At 72.6% G+C, this 14,612-nt stretch carries 12 protein-coding genes and 1 pseudogene; 6 read left to right on the top strand and 7 right to left on the bottom strand.

The window, feature by feature from the left end; genetic code table 11:
• The first annotated feature begins 159 nt into the window (after window positions 1-159).
• Window positions 160-849: an aspartate/glutamate racemase family protein gene (locus tag KIS93_RS01785; protein WP_222107176.1), complete on the top strand. Its 690-nt coding sequence runs from the start codon at window positions 160-162 to the stop codon at window positions 847-849.
• An 81-nt stretch (window positions 850-930) separates the two neighbouring features.
• Here KIS93_RS01785 and KIS93_RS01790 read toward each other — a convergent pair whose 3' ends face one another.
• The gene (locus KIS93_RS01790; protein ID WP_080037748.1) at window positions 931-1,401 is read right to left on the bottom strand and encodes a hypothetical protein; all 471 of its coding nucleotides are present in this window, start codon (window positions 1,399-1,401) and stop codon (window positions 931-933) included.
• A gap of 77 nt (window positions 1,402-1,478) precedes the next feature.
• Window positions 1,479-1,670 carry a hypothetical protein gene (locus KIS93_RS01795; protein ID WP_155126783.1) on the bottom strand — a complete coding sequence of 64 codons (192 nt, stop codon included), beginning with the start codon at window positions 1,668-1,670 and terminating at the stop codon, window positions 1,479-1,481.
• A gap of 234 nt (window positions 1,671-1,904) precedes the next feature.
• Here KIS93_RS01795 and KIS93_RS01800 point away from each other — a divergent pair, with 234 nt between their 5' ends.
• Window positions 1,905-4,091, top strand: coding sequence for a tetratricopeptide repeat protein (locus KIS93_RS01800; RefSeq protein ID WP_080037750.1), 2,187 nt, complete (start codon window positions 1,905-1,907; stop codon window positions 4,089-4,091).
• Between the two features lie 52 nt (window positions 4,092-4,143).
• Here the strand turns inward: KIS93_RS01800 and KIS93_RS01805 are convergent, their stop codons facing one another.
• The 5 genes and pseudogenes from KIS93_RS01805 to KIS93_RS67210 form a co-directional block, all read right to left on the bottom strand.
• Window positions 4,144-4,503, bottom strand: coding sequence for a hypothetical protein (locus tag KIS93_RS01805; RefSeq protein WP_080037751.1), 360 nt, complete (start codon window positions 4,501-4,503; stop codon window positions 4,144-4,146).
• Window positions 4,500-5,366, bottom strand: coding sequence for a DODA-type extradiol aromatic ring-opening family dioxygenase (locus KIS93_RS01810; protein ID WP_080046608.1), 867 nt, complete (start codon window positions 5,364-5,366; stop codon window positions 4,500-4,502). The genes KIS93_RS01805 and KIS93_RS01810 overlap by 4 nt, the downstream gene beginning before the upstream one ends.
• A gap of 20 nt (window positions 5,367-5,386) precedes the next feature.
• Window positions 5,387-6,304 (bottom strand): citryl-CoA lyase, encoded by a 918-nt coding sequence (locus KIS93_RS01815; RefSeq protein WP_080037752.1) that lies wholly within the window; start codon window positions 6,302-6,304, stop codon window positions 5,387-5,389.
• Window positions 6,297-6,851, bottom strand: a complete 555-nt coding sequence (locus tag KIS93_RS64410) for a CoA transferase (protein ID WP_246005155.1) — start codon at window positions 6,849-6,851, stop codon at window positions 6,297-6,299. Before KIS93_RS64410 ends, KIS93_RS01815 begins: the two co-directional genes overlap by 8 nt.
• A gap of 94 nt (window positions 6,852-6,945) precedes the next feature.
• A pseudogene (locus KIS93_RS67210) lies at window positions 6,946-7,553 on the bottom strand (CaiB/BaiF CoA transferase family protein); the annotation flags it as partial.
• A 53-nt stretch (window positions 7,554-7,606) separates the two neighbouring features.
• Between KIS93_RS67210 and KIS93_RS01825 the strand changes: the two are divergent.
• The 4 genes from KIS93_RS01825 to KIS93_RS01840 all read left to right on the top strand — a co-directional run bounded on the left by KIS93_RS01825 (window position 7,607) and on the right by KIS93_RS01840 (window position 14,566).
• Window positions 7,607-9,052 carry an amidohydrolase family protein gene (locus KIS93_RS01825; RefSeq protein WP_080037754.1) on the top strand — a complete coding sequence of 482 codons (1,446 nt, stop codon included), beginning with the start codon at window positions 7,607-7,609 and terminating at the stop codon, window positions 9,050-9,052.
• 49 nt (window positions 9,053-9,101) lie between these two features.
• Window positions 9,102-9,905 carry an IclR family transcriptional regulator domain-containing protein gene (locus KIS93_RS01830; protein ID WP_080037755.1) on the top strand — a complete coding sequence of 268 codons (804 nt, stop codon included), beginning with the start codon at window positions 9,102-9,104 and terminating at the stop codon, window positions 9,903-9,905.
• 72 nt (window positions 9,906-9,977) lie between these two features.
• Window positions 9,978-12,011 carry a M14 family zinc carboxypeptidase gene (locus KIS93_RS01835; protein WP_080037756.1) on the top strand — a complete coding sequence of 678 codons (2,034 nt, stop codon included), beginning with the start codon at window positions 9,978-9,980 and terminating at the stop codon, window positions 12,009-12,011.
• A complete protein-coding gene (locus KIS93_RS01840) occupies window positions 12,011-14,566 on the top strand; it encodes a M14 family zinc carboxypeptidase (RefSeq protein ID WP_080037757.1) in 2,556 nt (851 codons plus the stop codon). The genes KIS93_RS01835 and KIS93_RS01840 overlap by 1 nt, the downstream gene beginning before the upstream one ends.
• Window positions 14,567-14,612: the final 46 nt, after the last annotated feature.

The following is a 14,612-nucleotide window of genomic DNA, read 5'->3' on the forward strand; positions in this document are numbered from 1 at the left end:
TCGTTCGAAGAGTCGGCCTGCGTGGAAGAAGTCCCGATGCGCCAGCCCGCGACGGGAGGTTGGCCCGTGTGCCGGCCTGCGACGGGAGGTTGTCCCGTGCACCAGCCCGGGACGGGAGACTGTCCCGTGCACCAGCCTGCGACGGAAGGAGAACGTGTGATGAGCCGTCGTTCTGAGGCGAGTGCGGGGCGGTCGGTGGCCGACGCTGGGGCGGTCATTGCGATGCTGCATACCGTGCCCGCGCTCGCCGCACCCCTCGCTGAGCTGGCCGCCGAGGTGCGCCCGGGTGCTCGGATCCTGCACTTCGTGGATGAGAGCCTGCTCCAGGACACCATTGCCGCCGGTGGTCCGCCGCCGCACGTGCTGCGGCGGGTGGTGGCGTACGCGGGCTACGCCGAGGAGTCCGGTGCGGGCACGTTGCTGGTGACCTGCTCGTCGATCGGCGAGGCGGCCGAGCGGGCGCGGCCGTTCACGAGGCTGCCGATCCTGCGCATCGACGAGCCGATGGCCGAGCAGGCTGTACGGGGCGGTGCCCGGATCGGTGTGCTGGCCACGCTCGCCACCACCCTCGGCCCCACCACCCGGGCGGTCGAGCGGGCGGCTGCGCGCAGCGGGGTGGAGCGGGAGGTCGTTCCGCGGTTGTGCGACGGGGCTTTCGAGGCGTTGCGGGCCGGGGACGGGGCCCGGCACGACGCGCTGGTGCTCGACGGGTTCAGGCAGCTGGCGGGGAAGGTGGACGTGGTGGTGCTGGCCCAGGCGTCGATGGCGCGGATCGTGGGGGAGGCGGGCGGCGGCGTGCCGGTGTTGTCGTCGCCGCGCTCAGGCATCGCCCAGCTCGCCGGCCTCTGATCAGCCGTCCGGATGGCCAGGCCCTCTTCGGCCGCTCAGCCGGCCGGGCGCTGATGAGCCGCTCCGCTCGCCTGGCTCTGGTCACGGCATCACCTCGGCGTCCTCCGCGCGCGTCACCACCAGGTACGACCGCGACATCTCCACCGTCAGGACGATGGCGACGATCCCGAGCAGCCCGTGGTACCACCGCCACCCCACCCCGATCCCCACGAACCCGTCCAGGGCCATGATCCCGCCCCCGCCCAGCACGGCCAGCGTCATCACGGCCAGCACCACCAGCATCAGCGCCCTGGGCACGCGGCGGCGTCCCGCCGTCGTGACGGTGGCGAGGGCGATGACCGCGCCCAGCAGGCCGGACGCGCACGCGAGCCACTGCCCGAGCGCCGGGTCGAGGAAGTAGCCCGCGGCCTCGGCGGCCGGGACGGGCGGGCCGCCGGGGAAGCCGAGCCGGGCTTGGAGGGCGAACGCGGCCTTGCCGGCGGCGTACCCGAGCAGCAGGAGCGCCATCACGCACGCCGGCCAGCGCCGCGGACGGTCGGAGGAGATCAGCATGGCCCCGACCGTAGGACGGGCGGGCCGGGCGGCACTCCCGTGCGCGAGGGAGACGCCTCCCCCCTGCGGGGGAGCGGTCAGTCGGCGGACCGCAGGAGCATGGCCTCCACCTCGGGGCCGGCGTCGGCGGTGCAGACGTAGGTGGAGCTGCCGTTCGCCGGATCGACGTAGTACAGGGTGGCGCGCTCGCCACACTTCGCGCACCGGGTGGCAGGCCCGCCGCCGAGCTCGGCCAGGCCGACCTTGATCTCCGGGATGAGAAAAGCCATGCGGGCAGCGTAGGTCAGCACGGCCGGGACTTCTGTGATGACGTCGTTCTTGCCGCATTCTTGCCGCCTAAATGGATCGATATGGAGGCGAAGGACGCAGCCTCCCGACCAGGTGTGCGGCGAGGACGGCCACGATCGGGCGGACAGCTTGTATCCGGATACAGGCCGGCAGCCGCTCGATAGCAAGCTGTTCGTCCCGGGGATCGGCAGCGCATCCTTCCTTATGGTGGAGGCATGCCCTGGGAAGCCATCGGAGCGCTCGCCAGTCTGGCGGCACTCCCACTGGCGCTCGTGCCGATCCTGGCGCGTCGGCGCCGCGGCAAGGCTCGTCACGTCGCCGCCGTAACCCTCACGGAGCTGGAGCGGGACGAGCCGGATGCGTCCTTCCCGACCGCGCAGGCTCCGGTCGGCAGGCTCCCCATCCGCGTGCTCGGCCGGGAGGGCGTGCTGGACGAGTTGCGAGATGCGGTGCGTACTCGAGATCCACACGTTCATGTGCTGGCCGGGCTGGGCGGCTCGGGGAAGACGACGATCGCCCTGTGCCTGGTCGCAGAGCTGGCGGATGCCGGGCATCAGGTGTGGTGGGTGGATGCGAGCGATCACACACGGCTCACCGTCCTGCTGCTGCGGGCCGCGCAGGACGACCTCGGTGTACCCGACGGAGTGGTCAGGGAAGCGCTCGCGGGCAGACGCAACGCTTGCGACGTGTTCTGGAAGGCGTTGGAACGGAAGGAGCCGCTCGCCCGGCCGCTCCTGGTCTTCGACAACGCCGACGACCCTCACGCGGTGTTCACCGACGGACGAGTGGCCGACGGCAACGGCTGGGTACGCGCCACACGTGCCTGCATGATCCTCATCACTTCGCGAGACCGTGACCCCGCCACATGGGGACCGCTGAGCCGGATCCACGAGATCGGACATCTCGCGCAGAATGCCGCCTCCGACGTCCTGCGCGATCTCGCGCCGAAGGCCGGCGACCCGGAACGCGCCGACGACCTCGCCCGCGACCTGCACCACCTCCCGCTGGCCCTGCATCTCGCGGGCAGCTACATAGGCTCCTCGCACGCCCGCTACGACACCTTCACCTCCTACCGGCAGGCGCTCGCATCCGATCCGCTCGGCACGTTGAGCCAAAGCTCCGACGCCCGCCGTCAACGGTCCGACCGTGAGCTCGTGTCCAGAACCTGGCACTTGTCTCTGGAGACCCTGGAGCGGCAGGGCGTCAAGGCGGCGACGACGCTGGTCCGCGTTCTGGCCCAGTTCGCCGCCCATCCGGTGCCCGAGATCGTGACAAGGCCGGAGCAGTTGGCGGGGCTGCTGCCCCGGTGCACGGTCGACGACGCCATCTGCGCACGAGCGGCGCTGGGGCGCGTCAGCGTCATCGACGTCGTGGAGGAGGACGGGGTACGCGGCGTGCGGCTGCATCCCCTGGTGGCCGAGACCGTCAGAGCTTCGACGCCGCACGCCGCCCATGCGTGGAGCAAGGCCGTCGGACTGCTCCACGCGGCGTCCCAGGAGCTCGACTCCGAGCGGCCCGACCAGTGGCCGATCTGGGCGCTGGTCGACCGGCACCTGCGCGCCCTGCTGGAGAGCACGAACCGGCCATCCCGCCGGGACCTGCGCCACCTGGCCGTGACAGCCACGGCGGTCACCCGCATGCTCAAGCTGAGCGGCTCCTTCCTCGCCGCGCACCAACTCGCCGGACAAGCCCTGGCGGCCACGACGCGCCTGCCGCGCAACGATGCCTCGTTGCTGGGCCTGCAGCACAGCCACGCGACCATCCTGCACCGGCTGGGCGAACACGAACCGGCCGAGCGGCTCTACCGAATGGTCTCCGCCGCCCAGCGGCGCACCCTCGGTGCCGAGCACAAGGCGACGTTGTGGACATTGCGCAACCTCGCATCGCTCTTGGCGGAGCGCGGCACGTACAGCGAGGCTGAGCGCCTGTACCGGCAGGTTCTCCAGGCCCAGCAGCTCCTCCTGGGCGCTGACGACCCTGACACCCTGTGGACCCAGCACAGCCTCGCCGTTCTGAAGGGTGCTCAGGGGGAGTACGCCGGCGCACGCGAGCTTCTCGAACACGTGCTGGACGTCCGGGGGCGCGCGCTACCCCCCGATCACCCTGACACCCTGTGGACCCGGCACAGCCTGGCCGTGACGCTGGCCGGCCAGGGCGATCACGCACGGGCGGAGGAGATGTGCGAGCAGGTGCTGGACGCACAGCGGCGGCTGCTCGGCGTGGATCATCCTGCCACGCTGAGAACCCGGCACACCCTGGCCATGCTGCTGTGCCGGCGGGGTGCTGTGGAGCGCGGCAGGAGTGAACTGCGGACGACAGTGGACGGCAGGCTCCGTGCCCTGGGCCGCTCACATCCGGAGACCGTACGCAGTCAGCGTGACCTGGATGAGCTGACTGGATGACGGACGCGCGAGCCGGCCGCGTCGCCTGCGGACGCGCACGTTTCCAGGGGCATCAGGTGGCGATGTCCGGGTACGGCAGGCGTACGTGGGCCAGCCGCCGCGCGTACTCCGTCTGGAAGCCGAGCGGCGGATGGTCGCGCTCGAACATCGCGATGAACAGCGTCAGCGTCAGGAACGGGTGCGCGCCCAGCTCGAACAGCCGCGGGTAGTCGTGCGTGGCCAGCGCCTCGCGTTCGGTGTCGTCGAAGGACAGCCACGTGGACGACTCGCCGGCGTGGCAGCCCAGGATGCGGTTGGCGTAGGTGGACTCCCACCACTCGACGGTGGCGCGCGGTTCGGCGCGGTAGCGTTCCACGAGGTCGGGGTCGCGGTCGACGGTGAACAGGAACTTGTTCAGCAGGTACTTGCTCATGAGCCGCCGCCTCCGTCGGGGTACCAGGTGAAGTACGCCTCCATGGTGTGGAACAGGTCGTAGGTGTCGACGTAGTCGGCCTTTCGGCCGTCGCCGGCGACGCCCATCATGAGCATGAAGTCCATGAAGCCGTGGGTGGCGTTGCCGGGCAGGTGGAGGCTGTCGAGGGTGACCTCGGCCAGGCAGCCCTCGATGTCGCCGGTGGAGATCCACTCGACGGCCTTGCGGTCGAACTCGGGGTCGGGGCCGTGCGGGCCGAACTGGCGCGGCCCGCCGAGCTCGAGCGACAGGTGCCCGGTGCCGATGATCGCGACCCGCTGCCGCGACGGCCACGACTCCACCAGCTCCCTGATGGTCCGCCCGAGCTGCACGAACCGTTTCGGCTGGGGCAGGGGAGGGGCGAAGATGTTGGTGTAGACGGGCACGATCGGCAGGTCGTTCTGCGGGCGCAGGGTGATGATCGGGCAGGTGATCGAGTGGTCGATCCGCAGCTCGTTGGAGAAGGCCAGGTCGAAGCCGGCGTCCAGGCCCTCGCGCAGGAGGTGCGCCGACAGGTCCTCCTGCCCCTGGCACACCATGCGGGGCAGGCCGAACTCGCGTTCCTCGTTGTAGAAGTTCGCGTCGTAGAAGGGGGCCTTGCCGATCAGGAACTGCGGCATGTTGTCCAGCCAGAGCTGGTGGAAGTGGTCGGAGCCGACCATGACCAGCACGTCCGGCCTGGCTCTGGTCAGCGTCTCCCGGAACGCCATCACCTTGCGTACCCACTCGTCGGCGAACGGCGGGCGCTCCGCGCCGGTCGCGGTGCTGGCGCGGTAGTAGAAGGGGTGGTGCGTGGACGCGATGACGGCGACGACCTCAGCCATGCGGACCTCCATCGACGTGCTCAGCCATGCGGGCCTCCATCGGGGTACGGCTCGGGCGGGACGGACCGGTTGTTCAGGTCCACGGACAGGAAGATCTCGTTGGCCACCGGCCGGCGCAGCTCCTCGGCGAGCTGGCCGATCAGCCCGGCGGTCCTGGCGAGGAGCGCGAAGCCGCGCAGCAGCTCCAGCGGCAGCCCCAGGTCGGCCAGCGCGGCCCCGCACGCGCCGGCGCCGTTGAGCGGCAGCGTCCGGCCGAGCACCTGGGGGTGCACCCGGCCGATGGCGGCGAACAGCGACAGGTGCGGCCCGAACAGCGCCTCCTCCGCCGCGATCTCGAACAGCCTGGGCGTGCGCGGGTCGCCGTCCTTGTGCACGTGGTGGCCGAGGCCGGGGATGAGCCGGCCCGACTCGCGCCGGCCCCGCACGGTCTCCAGGGCGATCGCGTCCCAGGCGGTGTCGTCGCAGGGCAGCGGGTCGAGGCCGGCGACGACCGCGTTGAGGAAGCGGCCGCAGTCCTCGGTGACGCCGAGGAAGCGCGAGCCGCCGCCGAGCAGCCCGGCCGCCAGCGCCCCCTGGACGGAGTCGGGCGCCGACAGGTACGTCAGCCGGGTGACGATCGCGGTCGGCGTGAACCCGTGATCGGCCAGCGCCGCCAGCACCGCCTCGAACACCCGCACCTCGCCGGGCGCCGGGCGGCGCTGCGTGGCCAGCCAGAACGCCAGCTCGCCGAACCCGACCTCGCCCATGACGTCGGCGGCCAGGTCGTGCCCGAGCAGCGTGATCTCCTTGCGGGTGGAGGCACCGAGCGCGGTGGGATATTCGGGACGCGCCCCGGCAGTGGCGTCCCCGACCCCTCGCACGTCCGCGGCGGGGTCCCCGCCCGCCCGCACGCCCGCCGCGTCTCCAGGCGGCCGGGCGTCCTCGGCCCGCTCAGGCATCGGCGCCGCCCTCCAGCCACTTGCGCAGCTCAGCCCCGTGCTCGTCCAGTTCGGGCGGCGGGAGCGCGTACCCGGCGGGTGTCTCGGAGAAGCGGATCGGGTGCCGCGTGGTCGGTACCGCCCGCTCGCCCTCGCCCACCACCACGACGGGCTCCAGCCCGAACCGCTCGGCCACCGCGAACCCGCCGTCGATCGTGTTGATCGGCCCGCTCGGTATCCCGGCCTCCACCAGCAGCGCGAACCACTCGTCGGCGGGCCGGGTGACGAGCCGTTCGACGAGCAGGGGCCGCAGCTCGTCGCGGCGGGCGGTGCGGTCGGCGTTGCGGGCGAAGCGCGGGTCGTCGGCGACCTCGGGGATGCCGAGCACCTCGCACAGCTTCCTGAACTGGCCGTCGTTGGCGGCGGCCACGATGAGGTCGTGGTCGGCGGTGGGCAGTGGCTCGTACGGGAACACGCTCGGGTGCGCGTTGCCCATCCGGAAGGGCACGACGCCGCCCGCCACGTAGGCGGAGCTCTGGTTGACCAGCCCGGTCAGCGCGGAGGACATGAGGTTGACCTCGACGTGCTGCCCCTGCCCGGTGGCGTCGCGGTGCCGCAGGGGCGGCCAGGACGCCGATGACGGCGTGGTTGCCCGCCATCACGTCGAACACGGAGATGCCGGCCCGGTACGGCGGCCCGTCCGGCTCCCCGGTGAGGCTCATGAGCCCGGACATGGCCTGCACCATGAGGTCGTAGCCGGGCACCCGCGCTCCGGCCCCCGACCCGAACCCGCTGATGGAGGCGTACACGACGCCGGGGTTGCGGGCGGAGACGGCCGGGTGGTCGAGCCCGTACTTGGCCAGGCCGCCGGCCGGAAGTTCTCCACCAGCACGTCCGCCCGCCGGGCCAGCTCCCTGGCGAGCCGCGCGTCGCCGTCGTCGCGCAGGTCCAGCGCGATCGAGCGCTTGCCGCGGTTGACCCCGAGGTAGTACGTGGAGGTGTCGCCGCGCGCGGGCGGCGTCCAGGTGCGGGTGTCGTCGCCCTGCGGCCCCTCCACCTTGATGACGTCGGCCCCCAGGTCGGCCAGCAGCATCGTGGCGTAGGGCCCGGCCAGGATCCTGGAGAAGTCGGCCACCAGCACGCCGGACAACGGCCCGTCAGTCATGCAGCTCCCACCTCGCGTCCGCGTAACGGACGAATGTCCGTAGACGTGATCACAGCATGCGTGGAGCCGGGCGTCAACCTTCTTGACAGGCGATCGCCCGCTCATCACAGTGACGGTGACCGTACAGCGGACAGTTGTTCGCAAGCGAGGAGCGTGCCATGAACGACTTCGAGGCGGGACGTCCCCTGGTGCTGCGCGGCGGCACCGTGCTCCCCATGGACGGGCCACCGGACGCCCGCCGCGTGCTGCCCGGCACGGACGTCCTCATCGCCGGCGACACGATCGCCGCCGTCGGCCCCGGCCTGGAGGTCCCGGAGGGCACGGCCGAGATCGACGCGTCCGGCGGCATCGTCCTGCCCGGCATGATCGACACGCACCGGCACATGTGGCAGACCGCGCTGCGCGGCTACGGTGCCGACTGGACGCTCACCCAGTACTTCGTCTGGTTCTACCTGGAGTACGGCAAGCTGTTCCGGCCCGAGGACGTGCACGCGGGCAACACGCTGGCCGCGATCGAGGCCCTCGACGCCGGCGTCACCACCGTCGTCGACTGGTCGCACGGCCTGCGCACCCCCGACCACGCCGACGCCGCCGCCGACGCGCTGCGGTCGGTGCCCGGCCGGTACGTGCTCGCGTACGGCAACATCCAGCAGCCGCCCGCCGCGTGGGCGACGGCGCCGGAGCTGCGCGACTTCGTGCGCAGGAGGATCACCGGCGACGGCCTGCTCGGCTTCCAGCTCGCCTTCGACGTGCTCGGCGACCCGTCCTTCCCGGAGCGGCCCGCGTTCGAGGTGGCCCGCGACCTCGGCGTGGCCGTCACCACGCACGCCGGCGTGTGGGGCGCGACCGGCGACGACGGCATCAGGCTCATGCACGAGCACGGCTTCATGACCCCGGGCACCATCTACGTGCACGCCGCCTCGCTGTCGGCCGACTCCTACCACCGCATCGCGGCCACCGGCGGCTCCGTGTCGGTCTCGACGGAGAGCGAGCAGAGCGCCGGCCAGGGCTACCCGCCCACCTGGGCCCTGCGCGCCCACGGCATCCCGGTCTCCCTGTCCATGGACACCAGCGTCTGGTGGAGCGGCGACCTGTTCTCCGCGATGCGCGCCACGCTGGGCGCCGACCGGTCCCGCGAGCACCTGGAGGCGCACGCCAGGAGCGAGACGGTCACGCACGCCGCGCTGCGCGCCGACCAGGTCGTGGACTGGGCCACCCGGGGCGGCGCCGCCGCGCTCGGCCGCGACGACCTCGGCGTCCTCGCGCCGGGCCGCAAGGCCGATCTGGTGCTCATCAAGAACGATGGTTCGCCCGTGTCGTTCCCGCTGCTCAACCCGTTCGGGCACGTCGTGTTCCAGGCGCAGCGCGGCGACGTGCACACCGTGCTCGTCAACGGGCGGGTGGTCAAGCACGAGCACCGCCTCGTCGGCATCGACCTGGCCGCCGCGCGGGCAGAGGTGGAGCGCACGATCGACTACCTGAAGGGCGAGATGGGGAAGGAGGCGTGGGAGAAGGGCATGAACCCGGACATTCCCACGACGAAGGTGCTCGACAACCCGTACACGTACACGGACTACCGCAGCGACTCCACTCACCGTCTGTAGGAGCCCCTAAAGTCGGATCAGGCAGATCCAGGAACGAGCGGGGACGTACATGGCACGTGGTGAGACCGGACCTGACTTCATCGAGGCCCTGGCCCGCGGCCTCGACGTCATCAGGGCCTTCCAGCCGGGCCGCCCGGTCATGTCGCTGACGGAGGTCGCGACGGCCGCCGGCTTGGCCCGCCCGACGGCCCGCCGCATCCTGCTCACCCTCCAGGAGTTGGGTTATGCCAGGCCGGAGCCGGGCGGTTTCGCGCTGACGCCGCGCGTGCTGGAGCTGGGCGTGTCGTACGTGCGCTCGATGAGCCTGTGGGAGGTGGCCCGCCCGCACCTGGAGGAGCTGGTCGCACGGACGCGCGAGTCGTCCTCGATCGCCCAGCTCGACGGCTCCGACATCGTGTACGTGGCCAGGGTCTCCGTGCCGAAGATCGTGGCCCTGTCGGTGCAGATCGGCACCCGGTTCCCGGCGCTGCCGACGTCCCTGGGCAAGGTGCTGCTGGCGGCGCTGCCGCCGGCCGAGGTGGAGCGGGTGCTGGCCGAGCCGAGCCGCTCCGGCATCGAGCCGCGCTGGCGGCCGGACGCCAAGGAGCGCGAGGCGGCGCTGCGCGCGGTGCGGGCCAAGGGCTGGGCGGTGACGGACCAGCAGCTCGCCCTGGGCATCAGGTCGGTGGCGGCGCCGCTGCGCGACGGGCTCGGCAACGTCATCGCGGCGGTGAACGTCAACGCGCACGCCGCCGAGACCTCCGTCGAGAAGCTGACGGAGGAGCACCTGCCGCTGCTGCTGAAGACCGCGGGCGCGATCAGCGCCGACTGGGCGGCGTACGAGGCGGTGCCGCACGTCACCACCGCCGGGTAGCCTCCTGGGTCTTGCCGGTTGGTGATTGTCGGCTTTCAATGAGCCCCAGAAGGGATCTTCCTGGAGGGGCACATGCATGGCTTACGGGCGTCCGCGGTCGTTCTGCTGATCGTCGGCTCGACATTCCTGGCACCTGCGCCATCGGCTCCGGCGGTCGCCGCCGGGCCGGCCGATCCCGAGCCGGTCTCCCTGGTCACGCTGTCCGTGCCGGACGCGGCGGCCATGGAGCGGCTCGTGGCGTCGGGCGCCGATCTCACCGAACGCGTACGCCCGCAGCCTGACGGCAGCGTCCGGATCGACGCGGTCCTGACGCCCAGCCAGCTCGCCGCCCTGCCGGAGGGCGTGAGCCGGGCGTCCGGAAGCCCGGCGCCGGCGGCCCCCAAGGCCACCGCCACGCAGCAGGACCAGGTGGTCGTCGAGCGGGCGGTCTGGTTCAGGTCCCGCGACGGGTACTTCCTGTCCGTCGAGGCCAGCAGCAGCGCCGCCGAGGCCGCCACGCTCACCGTCACCTGGCAGGGCAGGCGCGGCACGAGCGGGCAGGCCGAGATGGTCGCGTACGTGGACGCGGGCGCCTACCTGGGGCACCAGTTCAGCACGCCCGTCCCGGCCGACGACCGGCCGCTGCGCATCACCGTCACCTCCACCGGCGGCGGCACGGCGCAGGCCCGGGTCAGGGAATGGCCCGACGGCGCGCGGCCCGACCAGAACGGCCGCGGCTACCAGAAGGACTTCGTCACCCAGTACATGCCGCCCGCGCAGCTCAACGAGCGCATCAAGGCGCTGCACCGCCAGTTCCCCAGGCTCACGGACCTGATCGCGCTGCCGTACCGGACCAACGGCTACCGCAGGCACGCGCAGGCGCTGATCGGCACGCCGCCCGGCGCGGCCGTCGTCGTCACCTCGAACGCGTACGGCTCCGAGGGCGGCAACGACCTGTCCGTCGAGCTGGCCGCGCCCGGCGCGCCCGACCGGCCGCTGCGGGTCACCGTCAGCGGCAAGCTGATCACCGTCAGCCTGGCCACCGACGCCTCCGGCACGCCGGTCAGCACCGCCGCCCAGGTCGTCGCGGCCGTCAACGCCGTGCCCGGCATCCCCGTCAAGGCGTCCCTGTACCGCACCGACCCGGGCGCGGGCGTCATGGCGGCCGCGCCGCCCGTCCAGCTCGACGACTTCCTCAACGCGCCCGCCGACGTGCCCCGCGCGCCCGCGCAGGTGCTCGCGCTGCGCATCGGCGAGCGGCGCGACGGCTCGCGCACCGGCGTGCTCGCCTACGCGCAGGAGCACGCACGCGAGTGGGTGACGCCGCTGGTCACGATCGAGGCGGCCGAGCGGCTGCTGCGCAACTACGCGCACGACCGGGCCACCCGCCGGCTGCTGGAGCGCACCGACATCTTCATCGTGCCGACCGTCAACCCCGACGGCGCGAACTACAGCTTCTACGACTTCAACTCCCAGCGGAAGAACATGACGAACCACTGCCCGGCGCAGCAGTCCGACCCGGCGCTGCGCAACACCTGGGGCGTGGACGTCAACCGCAACTACGCGGTCGGCTCGCTGTCCGACGGCTACTTCGGCGCCTCGGCCAACTGCCAGAGCGGCACGTACGCGGGGCCGGGCGAGCACTCCGAGCCGGAGAGCCGCAACGTCATCTGGCTGGCCCAGAAGTACCGCAACATCCGCTTCGCCATGAACGTGCACAGCTACGGCGGCTTCTTCATGTGGCCTCCCGGCGCGTACAAGCTGGACGGCCGCGTCACCCTGCCCCGGCCCACGCCGCAGGACGAGGCGTACTTCCTGCGCTCGGCCCGCACGATCGAGCAGGCCATCGCCGGTGAGCGCGGCACGGTCATCTGGCCGCAGCAGACCGGGCCCGTCACGGACGTGCTGTACTCGGCGGCGGGCAACTCCGCCGACGAGCTCTGGTACGACCACGGCATCTACGGCTGGGACTTCGAGGTCGGCGCCGACCTGTGGGACCCGGCGACCCGCACGTGGGAGGGCGTGGGCTTCCAGCCGCCGTTCGAGGAGGGGCACGCGGAGGCGATGGAGTTCGCCACCGGGCTCATCTCGCTCATCGGCATCGCCGCCGACTACAAGGAGCGGTGATGCGCCGCTCCCTGACCGCGGCCGTCGCGGCCGCGCTCCTCGCCGTCCCCGCCCCCGCCGCGCTGGCCGGCCCGGATCCGTCGCCCCCGGCCGTCCGGGACTTCGGCAACGGCCCCGAGCGGAACGACGTCGCCGCGGGCGTCCCGGAGCAGGCCGCCCGCGCCGCCGCCGCGCCCGAGGCGCAGCCGTACGGGCACTCCCGCGACCGGGGCTACCCCCGCCGGACGCGGCTCCCGCTGCCGCCGGAGAACCCGGCCGACGCCTCGATCAAGCTCGGCCTGGTGCCCTACCACGGCATCGCGCCCCGGCTGAACGAGCTTCAGCAGCGCAGCGACCGGGTCAGCGTGGAGATCATCGGCCGCTCGTACCAGGGCCGCGACCTCTACCTCGTCACCGTCACCGAGCCGGAGAGCCCAGCCCGCGCCCGCGAGCAGGCCCGCATCCGCGAGCGCATCGAGAACGACCCGGCCGTCGCCGCCCGCGACCGCGGCCTGGCCGCACGGTACAAGGCGCCGATCTTCATCAACGCCAACATCCACGGCAACGAGTGGGAGGGCACCGACGCCGCGCTGCGCACGATCGAGCAGCTCGCCACCAGCACCGACCCGGCGGTCGCCGGGCTGCTCGCCCGCACCCGCCTGTACTTCAACGTCACCGCCAACCCCGACGGCCGCGTCAACGGCGTGCGCCAGAACGGCGCCGGCTTCGACCTGAACCGCGACTTCGTCACCGCCTCCCAGCCCGAGGCGCGCGCGATGCGCCAAGCGATCATCGACACGCAGCCGGTCACCCTGCTCGACCTGCACGGCTACGTCAACGGCACGCTCATCGAGCCGACCACCCCGCCGCACGGCGCGAACTACGAGTACGACCTGTTCATCACCAACACCTACGCCAACGGCCTGCGCATGGAGGCCGCGGTCAACGGCCTCGGCTACACGCCGGACAAGGACGGCGTCGAGCCCGTGCAGATCCCGTTCCGCGACTCCGACGAGGGCTGGGACGACTGGCCGCCGATCTTCACCCCGCAGTACGCGCCGTTCCACGGCACGGTCGCCGCGCACACCGTGGAGATCCCGCTGGAGGTCAACGAGCCGGCCTACAGCGAGGAGCCCGTCGAGGAGCTGCGCCGCCGCGCGGCCGTCAACACCGACGTGGCCGCCGCCGCGGTGCGCGCCGCCTACGGCTTCGTGCTGGACCGGCACGACCGGCTGATCGCCGACCAGATCGAGATGTTCCGGCGCGGCGCGGCCGGCGAGCCCGCGAGGACCGTGCCGCTCGGCATCGTGCCGGGGTTCGGGCCCGAGGACGTCTACACCACCACGTTCCCGCGCGCGTACGTGATCCCGGCCGGGGCGGGGCAGCGCTCGGCCACGGCCGCCGCCCGGCTGGTGGACCACCTGATCGCCAACGACGTGCGGGTGGAGCGGGCGCGCTCCGCGTTCCGCGCGGGCGGCCGGACGTACCCGGCCGGCTCGTACGTCGTGGACCTGCGCCAGCCGAAACGCGGCCTGGCCAACGTCATGCTGGAGCCGGGCGCCGACATCTCGCCCAGGGTGTCCGCCATGTACGACATCTCCGGCTGGAGCCACGCCCTGCTGTGGGGCGCCACCGTCGAGCCGGTCCAGTCGCTGCGCGCGCACACGGAGCCGGTGCGGGCCGCCGCGCCGACCGGCTCGGTGCCACGCACGCCCGGCCCGCTCGCACTGCGCGTCGACGACGCCAAGGAGGTCAGGGCGCTCAACGACCTGCTCGCCCAGGGCGTCGCGGTGACGTGGGACGGCGGCCGGGCGATCGTCCCGGCCCAGGCCCGGCAGGCCGCCAGGACCGTCGCCGACCGCTACGGCGTCGCCTTCACCCCGGCGGGCACGGCCACCGGCACCCCGCTCGGCCAGGTGCGGGTGGCCGCCGCCGCGTCCGCGGACGAGCTGTTCACCCTGCGTGAGCTGGGCTTCCCCGTCACGCCCGTCTCGACCGCGGTGCTGAACGCGGGCTTCGACTGGAGCGCCACCGACGTCCTGTACGTCTCCAGCGGGCTCAACCACGCCGCGCTGAACCCGGCGGCCAGGGCGGCGCTCGACGCGTTCCTCGCCGGCGGCGGCGTCGTCACGCGCGGCAGGACGGGCGCCGCGTTCAACACCGCCGCCGGCCTGCTGACCGCCACCACGGTCGCCGGCAACCCCGACGGCAACGGCGTGGTCCGCGTCGTGTCGGGCGGGGCCACCGGCGGCGGCTCGCCCGCCCACTCGTTCGTGTACTCGCCGCTCTGGTTCACCGGCCTGGGGCCCGAGGTGACGGTCGAGCAGGCGTACGCGGCGGACGGCCCGCTGGTCGCCGGCCACTGGCGGCCCAGGGCCGACGGCTCCGGCGGCGGCCAGGACGCGGCCAGAGGCCAGGCGGCCGTGATCAGCGGCCGGGACGAGCGGGGCGCCACCGTGGTGCTTTTCGGCACCGAGCCGATGTTCCGCAACCATCCCAAGGGCCTGTTCGCGCAGGTGGCCAGGGCGTTGTACTGGTCGTCGTCGATCACGGGGGCCGCCGTGACCACCCCATGATCACATCTGCTATGTTGTGCCTTCCGGTCGGGTTCGCTCCCGGCCG

This window comes from [Actinomadura] parvosata subsp. kistnae (genome assembly GCF_900323885.1).
Taxonomy (GTDB): Bacteria; Actinomycetota; Actinomycetes; order Streptosporangiales; family Streptosporangiaceae; genus Nonomuraea; species Nonomuraea composti.